The following is a 20,626-nucleotide window of genomic DNA, read 5'->3' on the forward strand; positions in this document are numbered from 1 at the left end:
ACGGCATCACTCCCCGGCCCCGCGCTCAGTCGTGCTTCGCCGCGATCACCTCGACTTCAAGGCGAAGCGTCGGATGCGCGAGCTGGGCGACGCTAAGCAGCGTCATCGCCGGCCGCGCGTTGCCGAGATAGGGCGCCCGCGCCTTGGCATAGGCCGGCTGCTCCGCCACATCGACGAGATAGCTGATGATCTTCACGACATGGCTCATGTCCATGTCGGCTTCGCGCAACAGGATGTTGATGTTCTCGAAGATGCGCACGGCCTGCGCCGCGATGCCGTCTTCCATCGTTCCGTCCTGCCGCACGCCGACGAGGCCGCAGGTGAAGAGATAGCGCGCGCCGGGACGCACCTCGATCGCGTTGCTCCAGGGTCCGGGCGGCGTTCGCAGCAAAGGCGAGGTGATCGGACGATGCATGATGTCAGGCATGGGGCTGTTCCTGCTCTTTTGTTGGCGATATGCCGCGCTCTCATTTGGCCGCGTCGATCGCCTTGGCCGCCTCTTCCGCGTAGGATGCATCGACGAGCTTTTCGACCGGCACGCTCTGCTTCATGCGGCCGGCCGCAACCCACCATTCGACGTCGGCCTTCATGCCGGCGACGTTCAGCCGGCCGTTGCGATCGAGTCCCGGAAATACCATGTCGCGATACACCTCCGGATTCCTGACGGAGGTGTTCTTGGTCAGGATCGAAACCAGTTCGTCCCGCGACGCCTTGCCTTCGAGCGCATCATTGTAGAAGCGCACCGCCTTCAGGTAGGCGATCATGAACCGCTTGGCGACATCTGGCCGCTTCATGATGCCGGGCCCATACATCAGCGCGCCATACTGCTGGTTGGGATAGACGGTGTCGACGCGCTTCCAGGCGACCGCGATCCCCTTGTTCACCACCTGGCTAACCAGCGGCTCGATCAGGACGCCGATGTCGACCTTGCCGGTGCCGAGGGCTGCGGCAATGTCGGCGAACTGCATGTTGACCTGGTTGATCTCGCTTTCCTTGAGGCCGCCGGATTCCAGCAGCTTGTGGATCGTGACCTCGCTGGGCGCGCCGGCGCCGTAGCCGGTGACGGCAAGCAGATGGCCGCGCATGTCGGCGGGCTGTTTGATCTTGTCGGCGAGTTCCTTGCGCACGACGAAGGCGAAATAGCCGTGGCCGGCAAGCGAAGAACCCTTGTCGGCGACGATCTTGAGCTCGATGCCCTGCCGCACCGCGTTATAGAGCCCCGCGCCCGGCGCGCCGCCGGATGCGTCGAGATCGCCATTGGCGAGCTGCGAGGTCATCTCGGTGCCGGTGTTGACCTGCACGATCTCGACGCTCAAGCCCTGCTCGGCGAAATAGCCCTTGTCCTTTGCGATATAGAGACCGGCGTCGGAGATCGAGGCATAGGCGCCGACGCGCACCTTGTCCTGCGCCTGCGCAGCGGGCGCCGAAAACGCGAACAGCAGCAGCCAGACGCAGGCCGCATATGCGGATTTCACAATATGCGAACGGCAGCTTCTCATATCTTGTCTGGATTTTCGAAATTATCCGTATTTTATGTCATCATGCCTGCCCCCCGCCGGCTTGTCAAACAAGCCGGAGCGACGTTGCGCATCCGCGCGTTCGAAAAAAATGGCGTTGCGGTCGCGCCGCGCGGCCGTTGCTATTCGCCAAGCGCCGCGATGACAGCCTTGGCGGTCTCCCCGCCGGAAAAATTCTGCTGCCCGGTCACCAGATTGCCGTCGCGCACGGCGAAGGCCCGCCACATGCCGGCCTGGACATAGTTGGCGCCGATCGCCTTCATCTCGTTCTCGATGCGCCAGGGCATCACATGCTTGTCCCGCGACAGCATGTTCATGTCCCAGACCGCGGTGTCGGCGAACTCCTCCTCGACATTCGCAAAGCCGGTCACCGTCTTGCCCTTGGCAAGGTACTCGCCGCTGGACAGCCTGACGTAGCGGAGAATGGCGACGCCGTGGCACAGGGCGCAGGTCAGCTTTCCGCTTTCGTAGAATTCAACGAACTTGCGCTGCAAATCCTTGGCGTCCTGGTAGGTGAACATCGGGGCCTGACCGCCGGCCACGATGAGGGCGTCAAAACTGTTGACGTCGATATCGGCAACCTTCCTGGTGTCGTCGACCAGCGCTGCAAGCCGCGGGGTCGCGATAAAGCCCATGCTGATCAGGTCGCTCGCCGAATAGCCCGATGAATCGCGCGGATCGCTCATCGCGTCGGCTTCGCACCTGCCGCCCTGCTCCGAGAATATCTCGATCTCGTAACCCTTCTCGGCAAACATGAAATAGGGATGCGTCAGCTCACTCCACCAGAAGCCCACGGGCCAGCCGCTCGTGCTTGAGGTCGCGGGATTGGAGATGACGATGGCGATACGCTTGGGCCGCCTGGCATTGACGGGATTCGGATCCAGCAGACTCATGTTCGAACTTGCTCCGACCAATTGATTGCGTTGATCGGCGCCCTACTTATAGTTCCGGCGATATCGCAGCTAATGAAATTTATTCAGCTCTCATATGAACAAGATCGATATCAGAAGAATAGACGTCACGCTCCTCCTGGTGTTTCAGGAGCTGATGCGCGCGCGCAAGATGACGGTCGTGGCCGAACGGCTGAAACTGACGCAATCCTCGATCAGTCACGCCTTGAAGCGGCTGCGCGAGATCTTCGACGACGACCTGTTCGTGCGGCTGCCGCACGGGCTGCAGCCGACCGCGCGGGCGGAAGAGCTGGAAGCAACCGTCGGTGCGATCCTGGACGCCCTGCGCGAAGCGGTTTCAGGCGCGAAGGATCTCGACCCGCTGCGCGCACGCGCCACCATCCGCATCGCGATGCCGGACCATCATTGCGCGCTGATCTCCGCCGCCCTGTTTGACGAGATCAGGACGTCCGCCCCCGGGATTCAGGTATCGATCCGGCCGATGGTGCGCCGCGCCGCGCTGGACGCGCTGCTCGGCAACGACATCGACCTGGCGTTCGGCTATTTCTGGCGGATTCCCGAAGGGCTGGAATCGTGCGTCCTGTTCACGGACAGCCACCGCGTGATCTCGCGCAAGGGGCATCCTGTCATCGGAGGACGCAAGCTGACGCTCGAGAGCTACCTCAAGCCGGCGCATATCCTGGTGTCGCTCGGCGGCGGGCTCGAAGGCATCGTGGACCGCGCGCTGGCCCGGCGCGGCCTGGCGCGAAATCTTGTCGCGTCGATCCCTTATTTCCTGCCGGCGATCGCAACGGTTGCGACGACCGACCTGATCTCGACCATTCCCGCACGACATGCCCAGGTATTCTCGAAGCGGTTCGACCTGAATGTCCATGAGGTCCCCGTCGAGATACCGCCCTATCGCGCCGTCCTCGTCTGGCACAAGCGGCACGCTCACAACCAGTTGATCAACTGGTTCATCGAAAAGCTGCAGCACGTGCTCGATCTTCCCGAATGCGGGGGCGACCGGCCGACCAATACGATTGCGAAGCGTTCGGGGCGCTGAAGGTCAGGGCCGAGATGGCCGCGGCTGCCATGGAAGGAGACGGAACGATGAAGATCGCATTTGTCGGTTATGGAAATGTCGGCGCGCCGCTCGCCGATCATCTGCAAAAGCTTGGACATGACGTCACGCTTGCCGTGAACGACGCCGGCTCGGCGTCACTGCGGAAGCTTCTCGCCACCAACCCGCATCTCGGATCGGCCGATCCGAAGCACGCGGTTGAGGGCGCCGACGTGGTTTTCCTCGCCACGCCCTTTCAGGCCAATGAAACCGCGCTGAAGAATGTCGCCGGTGAACTGACGGGCAAGATCCTGGTCGATTGCACCAATCCCGTCGGCCCGGGACTGACGCATGGGCTGAACAATGCGCAATCCGGCACCGAGATGATCCAGAGGCTCGTGCCGGGCGCGAAGGTCGTGAAGGCGTTCACGATCTACGGCTTTGAGAATTTCGAGGACAACAATTACGCCGGCTACAACGTCGAGCCGGTGATGCTGTTTTTGCGGCAATGATGCCGGCGCGAAGTCGACCGTGGCCGGCTTGATCGAGCAGCTCGGCTGGCGTCCGTACGATGTCGGCGGCCTCGAGCAGGCGCTGCATCTGGAGCACATGACCATGCTCTGGGTGCGCATGGTCCGCGTCAACGGCCATTCGCCGGACTTCGTGTGGGCCGTGCTCGAGCGTTGACATCGATGCGCCACTTAGCGAGGCCGAGCCGCGCTGATCTAGAGCAGACCGGTCGATAGCCACGGAAACAGCGCGACGATAATCACCGCGAGCAGCAGGACGCCGAGATAGGGCCAGATGCGGCGGCTCGCATCATCCGCCGCCACCCCGCCGATCGCACAGGCTGAATAGAATCCGATGCCGAATGGTGGCGCAAACAGCCCGAGGCCCATCGACAGGATGGCCACGACGGCATAGTGCACGTCGTGGATTCCGAGCGCGCGCGCTGCCGGAAACAGCAGCGGGCCGAACAGCACCACCGCGGGAATTCCTTCCAGCACAGCGCCCAGAATCGCGAACGCCACGATCGAGACGGCGAGGAAGCCATAGCGCCCGCCGGGAACGGCCGCCATCGCTTCCGCAAGCTGCTGCGAGAAGCCGGATTGCGTCAGCGCCCAGGCCATCGCGGTTGCCATGCCGATAATGAGCAGGATGGCACCAGACAGCGATGCGGTCGCGACCAACATCGGAAATACCCGGCGGACGTCGAAGCTGCGGTAGACGAGATAGCCGACCACGAGTGTGTAGACGACGCCGACCGAGGATACCTCGGTTGCGGTCGCAACGCCCTCGACAACGGTGGCACGGATAATGAAGGGTAGCGCCAGTGCTGGCAGCGCGGCGAAGAACAGCTTGACGATCGCAGCCCGCGGCGCCCGCGCGCCGACCGGCGCCTCGGTGCGTGAGCGGATATAGACCATGATCACCAGGGCGAGCGTGGCTACCGCTGCCGGAAGCAGTCCGCCCGTGAACAAGGCAGCAATGGAAATGCCGGTGACCGACCCCATCGTCAGGAGGACGAAGCTCGGCGGAATGGTCTCCGACATCGCCCCGGTCGCTGACAAGAGCGCAACCAGTTCGCCCGGGCGCGATCCTCGCCGTTTCATCTCCGGAAACAGCACCGGCGCCACCGCCGCCATGTCGGCAGTCTTCGAGCCGGAGATCCCCGACACCAGGAACATGCCGCCGATCAGCACATAGGACAGCCCGCCCCTGATATGGCCCAGAACCGAAACCATGAAATCGATCAGCGCCCGCGCCAGCCCCATCATCTCGGTCAACAGGCCAAGCACCACGAACAGCGGGATCGACAAAAGGATGAGCTCGGACACGCCCTCATCCATCCGGCTGACGATGATGGTCATCGGCGCCGTCGTCGCGATCGACAGATAGGCCAGCGTCGCAAGACCAAAGCTGAATGCGATCGGCGTCCCGATCGCGACGCAGACGGTGACGAGCCCGGCGAAGAACACGATCAGGTTTAAGTTGCCGATCGCAAGCAAAAGCGGGCGCGCCGCAACGAGCGCACCCGCGACAAGGAAGATGACGACTACCGCAGCCAGGACCTGGCGCGCGGACGAGTTCTGAAACAGCCGCAGGACCGCGACCGCCAGCATCAGGACGACACCGACCGCGATCGCCGCGACCCGGAACGTGTCATGAATCCGCAGTGCCGACGTCAGGATCGCCCACTGGTCGGCGAGATACTCGCTGGTCGGCGAGATGATGGCGACCAGGAACACGATGATGTTGATGAATGCGACGGTCTCGAGCCAGCTACGCCAGCGCGGCGACACGAGGCTGAGCACGGTCGTCAGCCGCATGTGCTCGCCGCGCCGCAGCGCGATCACCGCGCCGAACATCGTGAGCCAGATGAAGAGGATGACGGCAAGCTCGTCCGACCATATCAGCGGCCTGTTGAAGACGTAGCGCGCCACGACGCTCGCAAACATCACGACGATTTCGGCCACGACGAGGATGGCCGCCGGGATCTCGGTGATCCATCCCAAGATTCGCTCGGCCCATTGCAGTGAGACGGCCATCCGCGCCGTGCCGCTCGGCGCGGCCATGGCGACATCCGACGACGCCGACCCTGACGCCCGCAGCGGCTGGACCGACATCAGGCGAGTTTCCCGGTGTATTTCTCGAGCACCTGCCAGGCCTCGTCGCCGAACTTCTCCCGCCACTCCTTATAAAAGCCGGAGGCGCGCAGCTTCGCCCGGAACGGCTCGACGTCAGGTCTGTTGAACACCATGCCCTTGCTGCTGAGGATCGCCTGCAGCGACTTGTCGAGCTTCTCGCTGTCCTCGCGCTGCAACAGCGCGGCTTCGTTCCAGTTGCGGCTGATGATCTCCTGCGCCTCCTTCGGCAGGCGGTTCCAGCTCTTGCCGCTCGCCAGCATCCAGAACCCGTCCCACATGTGACCAGTCAGCGAGCAGTATTTCTGCACTTCGTAGAACTTGAAGACCTCGATCAGGACCAGCGCGTTCTCCTGGCCGTCCGCCAGGCGGGTCTGCAGGGCAGAATAGACCTCCTTGATCGGCAGGCTGGTTGGCGCGGCGCCGAGCGAGCGGAACAGCGATACCTGGATAGGACTGACCGGCACGCGGATCTTGAATCCGGTGAGATCGTCCGGCGTGTTGATCGGCTTCGTTCCAGTCGTGATCTGGCGGAAGCCATTGTCCCAGATCCTCTCGAAGCAATGCAGATTGGCCTTGGCAAAGGCCGCCCGGACCAGCGCACCAAGATCGCCGTCCATCGCCTTCCACACCGACGGATAGTCCGGGAAAGCGAAGCCGACCCCGTTGATCGAGCCCGTCGGCACCAGATTCTCCGTCAGCGCGCCGGTTTCCGTCATGAAGTCGATCGCACCGCTACGGAGCTGCGAAATCATGTCGGTGTCGCTGCCGAGCTGGTTGTTCGGAAAGATCTGGATCTCGACGCTGCCGTTGGTCTGTTGCCTGATCTTCTCCACCGCCTCCTTGGCGCGGAGGTTGATCGGGTTCGTCACCGGCTGCTGGTTGGCGTATTTGAGGACGAATTCCGCGCCTCGCGCGCGCGAGCTCAGGATGTTGATCGCAAACAGCGACCCCGCTCCCGTCGCGGCAAGTTTCCTGACAAAGCGGCGGCGCGTCAGAGCTGCCATGAACATCCCTCCCCTTGTGCCGCGCTATTTTTCGGCCTCGCGGCGGCGGCTGCCGCTTCGGCCTCGGTCAAAGCCAGCCGGTGCTCCGCATGCGCGGCGCAACCGATGGCGTCGAACCGAGAACCTACTGATCTATCGATCAGTAGTCAATCCACCCAAGCCATATTGCAGATATGGATTGTTTTGCTATGATTGTTCAATCGAACAATAAGGTTTCACAGAGCCAGAAGCCGTGATGATTTGCATGACGTATGCGCGGCAATGTGGCGCACGCCCAAGGAAAAGAGGCATTCGGTGAGGATATTCGTCACAGGCGCTACGGGGTATATCGGCGGCTCGCTCGCGGCGCGGCTTGTCGCCAGCGGCCATCAGGTTTTCGGTCTCGTCAGACAGGAAGACAAGGCGACGCAACTGCGCGCGCGGGGCATCGAACCGGTTCTGGGCTCGCTCGCCGACCTCACAACGATTACGGACGCCGCGCGACAAGTCGATGCCGTCGTCAACACCGCGAATTCCGACGACTGGTTTGTGGCCAACGCCATCGTCGAGGCCCTGGCGGGCTCCGGCAAGCGGTTCATTCATACCAGCGGCTCCAGCGTGGTCGCCGATCGTGCGGCGGGAGAACGTAGCGATTGCGTCTTCAGTGAGGATACGCCGTTCGAGCCCTTGCCCGAGCGCATGCTTCGCGTCGCGGTCGACCGCACCGTGCTGCTCGCGGCGCAACGCAACGTGGCCAGCGTCGTGATCCGCCCTACGCTGATCTATGGGCGCGGCCACGGCCTCAATCCGCACAGCATGCAGATCCCGCATTTGATCGAGCTCGCGCAAAAATTTCGCATCGCGCACCATGTCGGCCGTGGGCTTAACATCTGGTCTCACGTCCATATCGACGATGTCGTCACGCTGTACATGCTCGCGCTTGCAAAAGCGCCGCCGGGCTCGCTGTTCTACGCCGAGAATGGCGAATCGTCCTGGAAGGACATGGCATCTGCGATCGGCAGGACGCTCGGTTTCGGCGCAACAACAAAGGATTGGCCGGTCGAGGACGCCCTGCGCGCCTGGGGTTCGAGCGCCATCACCAGCTACGGCTCCAACAGCCGCGTCAGCGCCGCGAAAGCGCGCATGATGCTGGGATGGAAACCTGCGGGGCCCGCCTTGACCGAGGAGATCGAGCACGGCTGCTATGCCGGGGATTTTGCCCACGGATGAGCGGACGGCAGCGCCGCCCCACCGACGCGTGCGGCGCGCGTCAATACATCACCATTCCGCCGTCGATCACGATCGTCGCACCGTTGATGAAGCCGGCCCGCGGCGACAACAGCCACGCGACGGCTTCCGCCGCTTCCTCCGGTGTTCCGGCGCGGCCGAGCGGAATCGCGTCTTCGATCTTTTGCCGCCGTTCGGCAAAATGCGGCTGCAGCATCGGCGTGAGCGTCGGTCCCGGCGCGACACAATTGACCCGGATGCCTTGCGGCGCGAGTGCACGCGCCGCCGTCTTGCTCAAAGCCAGCACCGCGCCCTTGGTGGCCGCATAGGCAGCCGTTCCCACCGTGCCTCCGCCGCGCAGGCCAGCGATGCTCGACAGGGTGCAGATCGCGGCGCCGCGCGGCATCGATCTCGTGGCCTCGCGGATAGCGAGAAACGTCCCGACCACGTTGACATCATGCAGGCGGCGAAAGCTGTCCGTTTTCGTTTCGAGGAACGGCGTGGTGTCGAGCAGCGCGGCGCAGGTGGCGAGCGCATCGATCTGGCCGAACTGCGCGGCGATCTCGGCGAACGCGGCAACGACCTCGCTTTCGCTTGATATGTTGGCGCCGACGGCGAGATGCTGCGGCCCGTGAGCCCGGGCGACGCGGCTCGCCGCATCGCGATCGACATCGATAATCGCCACCCGCCAGCCTTCGCGCGCCAGCGCTGCTGCGGTCGCAGCACCAATGCCGCTGCCCCCGCCTGTGACAACCGCCCGAGCCTGTTGCACCACTACACTCGCCCCTTCGCGGACGCGTCGACGGCCAATTCGGTGTGCTCGACGGCAGGCGTTCCCTCCAGGCAATGGCCGACGAGCTGCCGCCATTGCTTGAAATCCTCGGACCCACGGAAATCGACCGTATGATTTTCCAGCGTCTGCCATTTGACGAGCAGCAGGTAGCCGTTTTTGCGCTCGATCGAGCGCTGCAGCTCGATGCCGTGGCAGCCCCTGGCGCGCAGGAACAGCGGCACGGCCTTCCCGACGTTCGATTCGAATTCTCCGGTCATGCCGGCCTTCACGTTGATACGTGCAACTTCGAGGATCATTATCCCAACCTTGCTTCTCTCACGAACGAAATCAGATCACGGGGCGGCCGCCATCCACCATGATCTCTGTACCGGTGATATAGGAGGCCTCGTCCGAGGCAAGCCAGAGAACGGGATAGGCGATTTCCTTTGGATCGGCCCAGCGCCGCATCAGGCAGAACTCGATCGGCTGCGCCTTCAGCTTGGCCTCTGACGTCGCGAACCGGCGCGTGTGAAACGGCGTGACGATGTAGCCCGGGCAAATCGAATTGACCCGGATGCCGTGGGCGACCTCCTCGAAGGCGAGCGTTCGGGTGAAGGAGAGCAGCGCTGCCTTGGTGCAGTCGTACTGGCCCATGCCGGCGCGGCCATTGACGCCGTAGGTCGAAGAGATGTTGACGATGCTGGCCCCGCCGGCCCGTCGCATGTTCGGTAGCGCCGCCTTGGCGAAATAGGCGGCACCGAGCAGGTTCACGCCGATGATGCGCTGCCAGGATTCCGGCGTGGCGGCGTCGAGAGCCAGATATTCGCGGACGCCAGCATTGTTGACCAGCACGTGCAGTGCGCCCCAGGCGCTGACGACCTTTTTGACTGTGGCTATCGCCTCGGCCTCGCTGGAGACATCCGCCGTCAGGGCTAGGAGATCTGCATCCGGCACGTCATCATGTATCGCTCTCGCCGCCGCCTCGCAGGCCTCGCCGTCATGGTCGACAAGCGCGACGCGAGCGCCCTGTTCGGCAAACAGGCGCGCGGTGGCGGAGCCGATCCCGCCTGCCCCGCCAGTGATGATCGCCGATTTTCCGGCCAGCCTCCCGGTCATGTCTCCCCCCTTTTTCGATCGTCGGCGCAGTTCGGCTAAGGCTAAGCGTTGTTGACCGACCGTATCGCAGCCGGCAGCGCGATCGGGAGGTTCTCGCTTTCGAGAAATTCGACGGTCGAGAACACGAGCTCGGTATCGCCGATATTCTCGAGGTCGTGGACCTTGAACTCGCCGGCGGCGTAGTGCGAATGCCGGGTCTCGCCCGGGAAATAGGACACTTCGGCGACCGAGCCGTCGTCGCGGTACGAGCGCGCCTTACCGGCCGTAACGGCGGTCCAGAAATAGTCGAGCACATGGCGGTGGAAGCCGAGCCGCGCCCCCGGCGGCAGGCGAATCTCCCACACCCGCACACGATCAGTCTCGGACAACAGCCGCGTTCCAACGCAGCCGCTCAGTTGTCTGGTCGCGAAATCAGCCGCAATCGCGACCGGCCAGCCAAAAAACTCCTTTTTTATCAATGGATTTTGAGAATTCATGGTATATCCCCGTGTTCGAAAGTTATCACGCAATGCTATTGATCAACTGATCAATGTCAAGAAGCGGGTCGCGCTATGCCGCCGGAAGGTTGCGAAAGCGGGGCATGGCTTCGGATTGGTTGCCCCGCAAAGGTCCATCCTCTATAGAATCGCCTGTCACGGAGGCCGGCCTGCCCAAGAAATCTCCCAAGCGCTCAGCGCCGCTCGTCAAGAAGGGCACCAAACGCACGCAGCGTCCGCGGGCGCGGCGGTACTCGCCCGAAGAACGACGCCAGCAGATCATCGACGGCGCGGTGAGCTTCTTCTCCGAGGTCGGCTTCGACGGCGGCACGCGGTCACTGGCGAAGCGCCTCGGCATTACGCAATCGCTGATCTATTACTTCTTCCCGAAAAAGAGCGATCTGCTGCACGAGGTCTACAAGACCGTGTTCCTCAACCACTGGCGCGACGAGTGGGAAGACCAGATCAGCGACCGCAGCAAGCCGCTGCGCCAGCGCCTAGTCGATTTCTACATGCACTATTCGGAGACGCTGTTCACGCCACAGTGGATCCGCATCTGCCTGTTTGCTGCGCTGCGCGGCTGCGAGATCGATCGCTGGTGGATGAACTTCTTCGAGGAGAAACTCGTCCGCAAGATCTGCATCGAGATCCGGCATGAGGCCGGTCTTGTCCGGCCGGACGAAATCCCGATCACCGCGGCGGAAACCGAGACGTACTGGAACTTCCACGGCGGGATCTTCAACTACGGTGTTCGGCGCGAGGTGCACCAAGTGACGCCGCAGATCGACCTGCAGTCGTTCATCGAGCTTTCGGTCGACAGCCTGCTGAAAGGCTTTCCGATGACCGTGCAATCCGTGCTGTTCGTCCGCGACGGCAACGCATGAACGCACCACTGATCGATCAAACGACGCGTCCGATCAGATCGGGCTCTTCTGGTCGAACTGCGGCTTGCGCTTGTCGAGATGCGCCTGCAGGCCCTCGCGCACCTCATTGCCGGTGAAGCCGAGGAACTCCAGCGCGAGCGACGTATCGAAGATCGGCCCTGCCATGCGCATCCAGTTGTTCATGGCATATTTGGTCCAGCGGATGGCGGTCGGAGCGGCGGTCGCCAGCCTCTCGGCGACTTCGAGCGAGCGCTGCTCCAGCTCGGCATCCTCGACCGACATCGACACCAGGCCAAGCTCGTCGGCCTGCGCGCCCGTCAGCGGCTCGCAGAGCATCAGGAGATATTTCGCCTTGGCCATGCCACACAAAAGCGGCCAGACGATCGCGGCGTGATCGCCGGCGGCGACCCCGAGCCGTGTGTGGCCGTCGACGATCTTCGCCGTCTTGCCTGCGATCGAGATGTCGGCAAGCAGCGCCACCGCCAGGCCCGCGCCGGCCGCAGGTCCGCGGATCGCGCTGACGATCGGCTTTGCGCTGTTGATCATGTTGTAGACGAGATCGCGCGCGCCCTTCCAGTGCTCGGCCCGCTTCTCGAAATCGTTGATGTTCTCCTTGATGATCTCGAAATCGCCGCCGGCGGAGAACGCCTTGCCGACACCCGTGATCAGCGACACCGAGACATCAGGATCGTCGTCGACGTCCTTCCAGACGCGGACCAGTTCGTGATGCATCGCATTGTCGGTCGCGTTGTAGCGATCGGGGCGGTTCATCTCGATCTTGAGCACGCCCGGCGCGGGCCTGGAGAAGAGAAGGCGGGTATAGCCCGCATAGCGATCCGTCACGGTTTGCTCCCTGTTGCCGTTCGAGGCGAAACTAGCTCCTTCGAGCTTCCAGTCAAGATACTTTCCCATCAAGAAAGTTACTTGCAGGGAAATTCAAAAGGTCGGGGGCGTGCAGACCCACAGCACCCTGGTCATGACCTTGCCGGGGTTGCGATAGCCGTGGCTCAAATCCGACTTGAAGAAGAAGCAGTCGCCTTCGGCAACATGGTAGGTTTCGCCGGCGACATGCAGCTCCAGCTCGCCGGTCAGAACGTAGCCGATCTCCTCGCCGTCGTGGATGATCTCGCCGTCGGTATGCCCGCCCGGCGACACGCAGTGGATATTGGCCTCGATCAGCGCCCCCTTGGCGGTCGCGATCAGCCGTTCCAGCGCGATGCCAGGCCCCTGCAGCAGGGGATCGGTCCGGATCACCGGCCTGTTGTCCGATCGCATGATCAGCACCGGCGCATCCGTCAGGGGATCGGCGAAAAGCGCCGCGATGTTGATGTCCAGCGTGCCGACGATCTGGTGCAGCATCGAGAGCGACGGACGCACCTTGTCGTTCTCGAGCTTGGACAGGAAACTCTCGGAGCATCCCAGCCGGTCGGCAAGCTCGCGAAGCTTCAGATGCTTCGCGAGCCGCGCATGCTTCAACCGCAGGCCGATCTTGATCTCGTCCGCGGCACTGCCGCTATCGGCAGCGATCTTTCGCAATTCCTGGCCCTTGCCGGTCCTGCGCCGTGTCTTTGCTACCGCCATCGAGGAATCATCCTTTCATTACGGCAATGCCTTGTCACAACCATTGGTCGAACAGCAACAGATAACGCAAATGGCGACCATCGGCGCAAGCGGGCGATGGACCCGATGTCGGGAGCCCCGTCCTCATACCTTGCGCGCCCTTCCTTCCCAGTACGGATTGCGGAGCTGGGCCTTCAGCACCTTGCCCGACGCATTTCGCGGCAGGTTGTCGACGAAGTCGACCGATTTCGGCACCTTGAAGCCGCCGAGATGGTTCCGGCAATGCTCGAGCAGCTCGTCGGCGGACGGATTCGATCCCGCCCTGCGCACGACGATCGCCTTCACCGCCTCGCCCCAGCGCTCGTCGGGCACGCCGATCACGGCGACATCGAGCACCGACGGATGACCGGACAGCGCGCCCTCGACCTCCGCGGAGGCGATGTTCTCGCCGCCCGAGATGATCATGTCCTTCTTGCGGTCGACGATGTAGAAGCGGCCTTCACCATCCCTGCGCGCCACGTCGCCGGTATGTAGCTGTCCTTCGACGAGCGTCGCGGCGGTGGCGGCTTCCTTCTTCCAGTAGCCCTGCATCAGGCTCGGGCCGCGCACGCACAGCTCGCCGAGCTCGCCGTCCGGCACCGCGCGGCCTGCGTCATCGACGATTCTGATGTCGTAGCCAAGCATCGCGCGGCCGCACGAGCGCAGCAATTGCGGCGCGCCGCTGGCGCCGGCGCGGTGGTCCTGCGCGTCGAGCACGGAGACCAGCACGCCGGCCTCGGTCTGGCCATAGGTCTGCAGGAACGCGGCGTTGGTCAGCTCCAGGGCCTGCGCCAGGCGGTCCTCGGGGATCGAGGAGCCGCCATACATCACCCGCGTCAGCCGGCTGAGGTCGGTCTTGCGGATCGCCGGCGCCTCCAGCATCGCAACCAGCATCGAGGGCACAAGGCCCACCGCGGTTGCGCCCTCGTCGGTCAGCAGGCGCAGCACCAGATCCGGATCGAAGCGGGGGCAGACCACAATGGTCGATCCCATCGCGAGATGACAAAGCTGATAGATCTGTCCGCCGGCATGAAACTGCGGAATGACCTGGAGCTTGACGTCTTCGGGGCGGGCGTTCAGCGCGATCGAGCTCAAGAGCGTTCCGAGCGAGAACGCCTCATGCGAGAGCATCGCGCCTTTCGGCCGGCCGGTCGTGCCGCTCGTATACATGATGGTGAAGAGATCGGCGGACGATGCCATTGTGGACGGAGCGCTGGCTTTGGCGCGCGACAGCATGTCGTCATAGGCGACCGCAGCACCACCCGCCGCCCCGCCGCCGATCCGTATCCACGTCCGCACCGCCGGCAGGCGATCCCTGATCGCGTCCACCGCGGACACCATGTCATGGGTGTAGACGACGGCAGCGGCTTCCGAGTCGGCAATGATGAATTCAAGCTCTTCGGCGGCAAGCCGGAAATTGAGCGGTACCCAGACCGCGCCGGCCGCGGCGATGCCGAACACGACCTCGACATATTCAGCCGTGTTGGTGGCAAGCACCGCGACCCGCTCGCCGCGCTGCACGCCGAGGCCGGCGAGCGCATTGGCAACCTTGCGCGAGCGCTCGGCGAGCTGTGCGAAGCTCAGCCTGACCGCACCGCAGGCGACCGCGAGCTTGTCGGCCCGCGCCCGCGCATTGTGCCAGATGATGTCGTCGATCCTCATGTCGCACCAGGGATATCGCCGCAGTCGTGGACCACGTGCCCACCGACCATGGTCATCAGCGCGCGCGCCTTGCCGATCTCCGCTTCCGGACATGCCGCGAGGTCCCTGTCCACCACGACGACGTCGCCGTAGCAGCCGACCGCGAGCGATCCGATCTCGGGCCATTCCATCACCGACGCAGCTCCGGTCGTCCACATCGACAGCGCCTCGGCGCGGTCGATCTTCTGGTTGGGCCCGAGGTTGCGATGGCCCGAGCAACCGAATTCATGGGTCAGCGCCAGCTCAATCTGCTCGAAGGAGTTTTTCGGGCCCCAGTCGCTGCCGCCCGCGATATCGAAGCCGGAGTCGAAGAACAGCCGCAGCGGCTGCAATTCGTCGAGCTTGACGTGCTTCATGCGCTGTCGGAACAGGTCGCCCTTGCCCCAGCAGAACGACATCGAGGTCGTCAGCGCCATGTTGAGCTTCGCGTAGCGCTTGATCTGCTGCGGTTCGATGAAGACAGCATGGACCAGCACCCAGCGCAGCGAGCGAATATCGAATTCCCGCGCCACGCGCTCCAGCATCGCGAGATTTTCCTCGTTCGCCTGCGCGCCCATGCACATCGTGTTCAGCCGGATCCTGCGCTCGGCGCAGAACCGCATGACGATTTCCGCCTTTTCCGGCGTGATGTGATAGAACCCCTTGGTCTTTTCGCCGTAAGGCCCCTCGTATTCCTCCTTCATCATCATGCCGCCGGGGAAGCAGGTGCCGTCCCACATGATGGTCACGCCGTTGAAGCGGAAGCGATCGTGGCTCAGCTCGATCGACGAGGCGGCGTTTTCCAGCCTGCGCATGAAATCGGGCATCGGCCGTGGCTTGCTCCAGGGCATGCCGTAGGCTTCCGCCTCCTGCGAGGCGAGCACGCGAAGCTCCAGCTCGCCCTTGTCGCGCAGCGACCGGTAGGCGTCGATCAAGCTGCGGTCCATCATGTGATTTTCATAGACCGCGGTGACGCCGACCTTGTGATAGGCCGCGATCGCATCCCTGGTGCCGGGCTCGAGATGCTCGTATTTGAGGAATGGGATCTTGAGCCACAGATCGTTCGCGAAGGTGTCGTTGTTGTAGTAGTTGGTGACGGAGCCGCGCAGCCGGCCGGTCGGCACGCCTTCCGCATCCTTCTCGATCCAGACGTTGGCCACCCGCTCCGGCGTCTCGCGCGTGATGCCGAGCTTTTCAAGCGCGAGCGAATTGAAGGCGATCGCGTTGGGCAGCCGAGGCGCCCAGGCCTGGATCACGACCGGATGGACCGATGTCGCCTGGTCGAGCACCTGACGGGTCGGCAGGTCCCCTTCGGCCAGATCCTTGAAGCTTCGCTTGATGAAGTAGTGCGCATCGCCGACCGGCGTGGTCATGATCCACTCGCCTTCGGGCGTGGTCGCGGCGCGCGCCGCGATCCGGCGGCAAATATCGGCATGATCGACCGCATCGGCGATGTCCACCAGCGGCCGCTGCAGCGAGCCATAATGCAGGAGGTGCGGATGGGTATCGATCAGGCCCGGCATGATGGTCGCATCACCAACATCGATCCGGCGCGTGCCGGTGGGAATGTTGGCCAGCACGTCCTTCTTCCGGCCCAGCGCAGCGACGCGGCCGCCGGAGATGAGCACGGCGTCGGCGCCGTCGCGTCCGTCGAAAGCATGGACGCGGGCGCCGAACAGGACCACCGGCTGGTGCGGATGAGTAGCCATTACGCTTCCCCTACAACATTCTGCGAGAGATGATCGCCCTTGCGACCGAGATAGGAGGCAATCACGGTCGGGTCCGACCTGACCTGGTCATAGGAGCCCTCGGCGATTTTCTTGCCAAAGTTCAGAACCGCGATGCGCGAGGCGAGCGAGGCGACGAACTTCATCTTGTGCTCGATGACGAGGATCGACAGGCCGCGCTCCGCGATCTTGCGGATGTCGTCGCCGATCTCCTCGGTCTCGCGCGGGTTCATGCCGGCGGTAGGCTCGTCCAGCAGGAGCAGATCGGGACCGGACACCAGCGCGCGCGCAAATTCGACACGGCGGCGATCGGCGTAGGACAGTTCACCCGCGAGCCGGTTCGGCGTTGCCGCGAGATCGCGCGCCACGAATTCCAGCGCATCGATGGCGCGCTGGCGCGCACTTTCGTCGTGCCGCTTCACCTGCGGCAGCCCGCACAGCACGCTCCACCAGCCGGTGCGCGCCACCAGATGACAGCCGACCAGCACGTTCTCGAGGATGGACTGGCCGGGCGACAGGCGGATGTTCTGGAAGGTGCGCGCGATGCCGGCCGCGAAGATCTCCCACGGCCTGAGCTTGAGAAGGTCGACATCCCTCTGCTTCCACCGGGCGCTGCCACCGTCGGCGGCGACGATGCCGGTGATCGCGTTGAACAGCGTCGTCTTGCCGGAACCGTTCGGACCGATCACGCCGACGGTCTCGCCGGCGCCGACCTTGAGGTCGACGCCGGCGAGCGCCTGTACCCCGCCGAAGGACTTCGTGAGATTGCTGATCTCCAGCTCGCCTGAGGTCATTGCTCGTCTCACGCCTTGTCGAAAATGCGCCGCGGATCGGGAAACAGCCCCTTCGGCCGATAGATCAAGAGCACCACCAGCATCGCGCCATAGATCATCAACCGGTAGTCGCCGAGGGCCCTCAGCTTCTCCGGCATGATCATGAGGATGGCGCTGCCGACAAGGATGCCGCCGATATTCCCCATGCCGCCGAGGATCACGATCGCGAGCACCTCGATCGACTGCAGCAGCGTGAAATCATCCGGCGATATGAAGCCGATCAGGTGCGCAAACAGGCTGCCGGCTGGACCTGCGAATGCGCTGCCGAACGCGATCGTCAGCACCCGGAAAACGGGCACGTTGACGCCGAAGCACGAGACACCGACGGCATCCTGGCGGACCGCGCCCCAGGTCCGCCCGATCCAGGAATGCCTGAAGCGCAGCGCCACGAACACCAGCACCGCCAGGACTGCGAGGCACAGATAGTAGCCGTTGGCCTGCGGCGGCAGCACGAGGCCGCCGATGTTCAATGGCGACTTGGCGCTGTGGCCGAACACGGTGATCGCCGGGATGTTGGTGATCCCGTCGGATCCGCGGGTGAGGCCGCGCAGGTTGACGACGAGCTGGTAGACGATCAGCCCGAAGCCGAGCGTGACCAGCGCGAAATAGTCGCCGGTGGTCCGCAGCGAACACAGTCCCAGCAGCGCTCCCGTCACCCAGCACAAGGCGGTGGCGCCGAGCATCGCAAGCCAGAACGGCACGCCCTGGATGGTGAGCAGCGTGCTTGCGTAGGCGGCGAGCGCGAACAGGCCGGCAAAGCCGAGATTGACCACGCCGATCTCGCCAAGCTGGATGTTGAGCCCCAGCGCCATCATGGCGAAGATCATCGTCAGCGAGAGGACAAAGAACCAGTAGCCGTCCGAGCCGAGCACGAAGGGCACGAGCGCGGCGCCGAGCAGGGACGCGAGCCAGGGGGACGGGCCCGCCGCGCCCCGTCCGAGCAGGCCGGTGGCGATCCGACGCGTGGCAGGGACAAACAGGAAGATCGCCAGCGCGGCGATGACGAACCCAAGCTCGGTCGCCGAGAGCAGGCGAATGGAAGCGGCCGCAAGCGGGCACGCCACAAGCAGCAGGAGGCTTTTCGCCCATGGCTGCAATCCCGGCACGGCTGGATGGACGATCGCTGGCGTCATCGTCAGACCCTGTCTCCGCTGGCGCGGCCCAGCAGGCCCACCGGCCGGACGATCAGCACGGCGATCAGGACGGCGAAAACCGCGACGTCCTTGTAGGCCGAGCCATCCGGCAGATAGCCGCTCGCCATCGACTCGATCAACCCGATCAGGAGCGCGCCCAGCACGGCGCCATAGATATTACCAAGCCCGCCGACCACGGCGGCGGTGAACCCTTTCACCGTGAGCAGCACGCCCATGTCGGACTGCACGACATTATAGTAGACCGCATTGAGCAATCCGGCGATGCCGGCGAGCGTGGCACCGATCACGAACATCGCCAGCGTGACCTTGAGCACCGGCACCCCCAGCGACAGCGCGACCTCGCGGTTGTTCAGGATGCTCCGCGTCGCCCGCCCGAGCCGCGTCCTTTCGACAATGAACGAGAGCACGACCACGAGGATCGCCGTGGTGACGACCAGCACGATCTGCTTGAGATCGATGAATACGGAGCCGAGATCATAGGAGCGCGGCGGGACGAAGGACGGAAACGGCTGGGGGTTGCGGCCGTTCGGATAGAAGTTGAGGATCGCCTCCCGGATCACGAAGCCAGCGCCGACCGAAGACAGCAGCCCGATGATCGGCGGCGCGCCGGCGACCGGCCGCAGCGCCACGAGATAGAAGACGACTCCGACGATCACGGCGGCGAGCACGCCGGCCGCGATCGCCGCGACCGAGAGCATCAGGCCGGGCGTCTCGGTGCCCGCCGTACCCAGCACGCCCTGGAACACCGCGAGCGCGGCAAACACACCCACGGCGGCGATGTCGCCGTGGGCGAGATTGACGACCCCGATGATGCCGAAGAACAGGCTGATGCCGATGGCGATCAAGGCATAGATCGCCGACAGCGCCAGTGCGTTCACCAGATACTGGAGGAACAGCTCCATCTTACCTTCCCGATGCCATCACTTGCGCAGCGGCACCCAGTCGCGGTTCTTCAGCACCGCCATGTCGACATATTTCGGCTGCAGTTCGCCACTGGCGTCGAACTTGCCCTTGCCGAAGATGGTCTCGAAATCGTGCGGCTCCCGCACGCCCTTCACGATCGCCTTGCGGTCGGCCCCATATCGCTTCAGCAGGTCAACCATCACCTGTCCGGCGGCGTAGCCGAACGGACCATAGGCTTCGGCCGGCTCCTTGAAATTGGCTTCAGCGTAGCGCTTGGCGAAACCTTCGCCGCCGGGGAGATCCTTCAGAAACGGCAGCGAGGTGACGACGATCGCGCCCTCGCCGGCTTCACCCGCCGCTTCGATGAAGGTCGAGGTCTGCCAGCCGGCATGCCCGATCAGCGGCATCTGCATCCCGAGCTGCCGCATCTGGCGCGCGACCAGCGCGGCCTCCGTGGTCAGGCCCGAGAGATAGACGGCATCCGGCCGCAGCGAGCGCACCTTGGTCAGGAGCGCGGTGAAGTCGCGGTCGCCGACATTGTAGCCTTCTTCCGCGACCACCTTGCCGCCGAGCTTCTGATATTCGGGAATGAAGCCGGCCGATCCGGCCTCGCCAAAGGCGTCGCGCGATTTCACGATCGCGATCGTCATGATCTTGAGGTCTGCCGTCAGGCTTTTGGCGAGGTGCGGCAGCAGATACGCAAAGGGCGTATTGACGCGCGCGATCTCGGCCACGCCCTGGCGCGTGAGGTCATCGACGGAAGCGCCGGACACCAGGTTAAGCAGCCCGCATTGCTGGAAATAGGGAATCGTCGCGAGCGCGACCGGGCTGTTCCAGTGTGCGGAGGCGGCCACAACGTCCGGATCGTTGCACAGCTTCTGGACGGCGGCGACGCCGGTCGAAGGCTTGGAATCATCGGTCTCCGAAACCAGCTCGAGCTTGAATGGCAGCGCATTGCTCGCATTGGCCTCGCGGATCGCAAGCTCCAGCGAATTGCGCGTGCCGATCCCCATCGCGGTATTGGGTCCGGTCAGCGGCCCGACATAGGCGATCTTCACGGTCTTCTTTTCCTGCGCGCCGATCATGCCGGCGCCGCCAAGGAGCGTGATCGCCACGAGCGCCACACCAGCCGTCAATCTTCCAGATATTTTCAT

General features: G+C 63.8%; 22 protein-coding genes. 5 read left to right on the top strand and 17 right to left on the bottom strand.

Annotation, left to right across the window (positions count from 1 at the left end; translation table 11 throughout):
• Positions 1-25: 25 nt before the first annotated feature.
• From QOU61_RS28195 to QOU61_RS28205, 3 genes are all read right to left on the bottom strand, one after another.
• Positions 26-427: a RidA family protein gene (locus tag QOU61_RS28195; RefSeq protein WP_289654479.1), complete on the bottom strand. Its 402-nt coding sequence runs from the start codon at positions 425-427 to the stop codon at positions 26-28.
• 40 nt (positions 428-467) lie between these two features.
• Positions 468-1,475, bottom strand: coding sequence for an ABC transporter substrate-binding protein (locus QOU61_RS28200; protein ID WP_289654480.1), 1,008 nt, complete (start codon positions 1,473-1,475; stop codon positions 468-470).
• 164 nt (positions 1,476-1,639) lie between these two features.
• The gene (locus QOU61_RS28205; RefSeq protein ID WP_289654481.1) at positions 1,640-2,410 is read right to left on the bottom strand and encodes a type 1 glutamine amidotransferase domain-containing protein; all 771 of its coding nucleotides are present in this window, start codon (positions 2,408-2,410) and stop codon (positions 1,640-1,642) included.
• 94 nt (positions 2,411-2,504) lie between these two features.
• Here QOU61_RS28205 and QOU61_RS28210 point away from each other — a divergent pair, with 94 nt between their 5' ends.
• The 3 genes from QOU61_RS28210 to QOU61_RS28220 are packed head-to-tail and all read left to right on the top strand — an operon-like array spanning position 2,505 to position 4,157.
• A complete protein-coding gene (locus tag QOU61_RS28210; RefSeq protein ID WP_289654482.1) occupies positions 2,505-3,473 on the top strand; it encodes a LysR family transcriptional regulator in 969 nt (322 codons plus the stop codon).
• 47 nt (positions 3,474-3,520) lie between these two features.
• Positions 3,521-3,982, top strand: coding sequence for an NADPH-dependent F420 reductase (locus tag QOU61_RS28215; RefSeq protein ID WP_289654483.1), 462 nt, complete (start codon positions 3,521-3,523; stop codon positions 3,980-3,982).
• 19 nt (positions 3,983-4,001) lie between these two features.
• Positions 4,002-4,157 carry a hypothetical protein gene (locus QOU61_RS28220; RefSeq protein WP_289654484.1) on the top strand — a complete coding sequence of 52 codons (156 nt, stop codon included), beginning with the start codon at positions 4,002-4,004 and terminating at the stop codon, positions 4,155-4,157.
• Positions 4,158-4,195: 38 nt separating this feature from the next.
• Here QOU61_RS28220 and QOU61_RS28225 read toward each other — a convergent pair whose 3' ends face one another.
• Together QOU61_RS28225 and QOU61_RS28230 are read right to left on the bottom strand one after the other, a co-directional pair.
• On the bottom strand, positions 4,196-6,046 hold the full coding sequence (locus QOU61_RS28225; protein ID WP_289661824.1) for a TRAP transporter large permease: 1,851 nt from the start codon (positions 6,044-6,046) through the stop codon (positions 4,196-4,198).
• A gap of 50 nt (positions 6,047-6,096) precedes the next feature.
• A complete protein-coding gene (locus tag QOU61_RS28230) occupies positions 6,097-7,122 on the bottom strand; it encodes a TRAP transporter substrate-binding protein (protein WP_289654485.1) in 1,026 nt (341 codons plus the stop codon).
• Positions 7,123-7,416: 294 nt separating this feature from the next.
• Between QOU61_RS28230 and QOU61_RS28235 the strand changes: the two genes are divergently transcribed.
• A complete protein-coding gene (locus tag QOU61_RS28235; RefSeq protein WP_289654486.1) occupies positions 7,417-8,331 on the top strand; it encodes an NAD-dependent epimerase/dehydratase family protein in 915 nt (304 codons plus the stop codon).
• A gap of 40 nt (positions 8,332-8,371) precedes the next feature.
• Here QOU61_RS28235 and QOU61_RS28240 read toward each other — a convergent pair whose 3' ends face one another.
• The 4 genes from QOU61_RS28240 to QOU61_RS28255 are packed head-to-tail and all read right to left on the bottom strand — an operon-like array spanning position 8,372 to position 10,692.
• Positions 8,372-9,100: an SDR family NAD(P)-dependent oxidoreductase gene (locus tag QOU61_RS28240; RefSeq protein ID WP_289654487.1), complete on the bottom strand. Its 729-nt coding sequence runs from the start codon at positions 9,098-9,100 to the stop codon at positions 8,372-8,374.
• A gap of 2 nt (positions 9,101-9,102) precedes the next feature.
• Positions 9,103-9,417, bottom strand: coding sequence for an antibiotic biosynthesis monooxygenase family protein (locus QOU61_RS28245; RefSeq protein WP_289654488.1), 315 nt, complete (start codon positions 9,415-9,417; stop codon positions 9,103-9,105).
• 31 nt (positions 9,418-9,448) lie between these two features.
• Positions 9,449-10,216: an SDR family NAD(P)-dependent oxidoreductase gene (locus QOU61_RS28250; protein WP_289654489.1), complete on the bottom strand. Its 768-nt coding sequence runs from the start codon at positions 10,214-10,216 to the stop codon at positions 9,449-9,451.
• A 41-nt stretch (positions 10,217-10,257) separates the two neighbouring features.
• The gene (locus QOU61_RS28255) at positions 10,258-10,692 is read right to left on the bottom strand and encodes a cupin domain-containing protein (protein ID WP_289654490.1); all 435 of its coding nucleotides are present in this window, start codon (positions 10,690-10,692) and stop codon (positions 10,258-10,260) included.
• A gap of 104 nt (positions 10,693-10,796) precedes the next feature.
• Between QOU61_RS28255 and QOU61_RS28260 the strand changes: the two genes are divergently transcribed.
• Positions 10,797-11,576, top strand: coding sequence for a TetR/AcrR family transcriptional regulator (locus QOU61_RS28260; protein ID WP_289654491.1), 780 nt, complete (start codon positions 10,797-10,799; stop codon positions 11,574-11,576).
• Positions 11,577-11,609: 33 nt separating this feature from the next.
• Here the strand turns inward: QOU61_RS28260 and QOU61_RS28265 are convergent, their stop codons facing one another.
• The 8 genes from QOU61_RS28265 to QOU61_RS28300 all read right to left on the bottom strand — a co-directional run bounded on the left by QOU61_RS28265 (position 11,610) and on the right by QOU61_RS28300 (position 20,626).
• The gene (locus QOU61_RS28265) at positions 11,610-12,419 is read right to left on the bottom strand and encodes an enoyl-CoA hydratase/isomerase family protein (RefSeq protein WP_289654492.1); all 810 of its coding nucleotides are present in this window, start codon (positions 12,417-12,419) and stop codon (positions 11,610-11,612) included.
• A gap of 93 nt (positions 12,420-12,512) precedes the next feature.
• Positions 12,513-13,157 carry a cupin domain-containing protein gene (locus tag QOU61_RS28270; RefSeq protein ID WP_289654493.1) on the bottom strand — a complete coding sequence of 215 codons (645 nt, stop codon included), beginning with the start codon at positions 13,155-13,157 and terminating at the stop codon, positions 12,513-12,515.
• A gap of 123 nt (positions 13,158-13,280) precedes the next feature.
• Positions 13,281-14,837 carry a long-chain-fatty-acid--CoA ligase gene (locus tag QOU61_RS28275; protein ID WP_289654494.1) on the bottom strand — a complete coding sequence of 519 codons (1,557 nt, stop codon included), beginning with the start codon at positions 14,835-14,837 and terminating at the stop codon, positions 13,281-13,283.
• Complete coding sequence (locus tag QOU61_RS28280; RefSeq protein ID WP_289654495.1) at positions 14,834-16,564, bottom strand: amidohydrolase; 1,731 nt, start codon at positions 16,562-16,564, stop codon at positions 14,834-14,836. Before QOU61_RS28280 ends, QOU61_RS28275 begins: the two co-directional genes overlap by 4 nt.
• A complete protein-coding gene (locus QOU61_RS28285) occupies positions 16,564-17,376 on the bottom strand; it encodes an ABC transporter ATP-binding protein (RefSeq protein ID WP_289654496.1) in 813 nt (270 codons plus the stop codon). Before QOU61_RS28285 ends, QOU61_RS28280 begins: the two co-directional genes overlap by 1 nt.
• 8 nt (positions 17,377-17,384) lie before the next feature.
• On the bottom strand, positions 17,385-18,548 hold the full coding sequence (locus QOU61_RS28290; RefSeq protein WP_289654497.1) for a branched-chain amino acid ABC transporter permease: 1,164 nt from the start codon (positions 18,546-18,548) through the stop codon (positions 17,385-17,387).
• A 2-nt stretch (positions 18,549-18,550) separates the two neighbouring features.
• Positions 18,551-19,471 (bottom strand): branched-chain amino acid ABC transporter permease, encoded by a 921-nt coding sequence (locus QOU61_RS28295; RefSeq protein WP_289654498.1) that lies wholly within the window; start codon positions 19,469-19,471, stop codon positions 18,551-18,553.
• A gap of 18 nt (positions 19,472-19,489) precedes the next feature.
• On the bottom strand, positions 19,490-20,626 hold the full coding sequence (locus tag QOU61_RS28300; RefSeq protein WP_289654499.1) for a branched-chain amino acid ABC transporter substrate-binding protein: 1,137 nt from the start codon (positions 20,624-20,626) through the stop codon (positions 19,490-19,492).

This window comes from Bradyrhizobium sp. NP1, assembly GCF_030378205.1.
GTDB lineage: Bacteria > Pseudomonadota > Alphaproteobacteria > Rhizobiales > Xanthobacteraceae > Bradyrhizobium.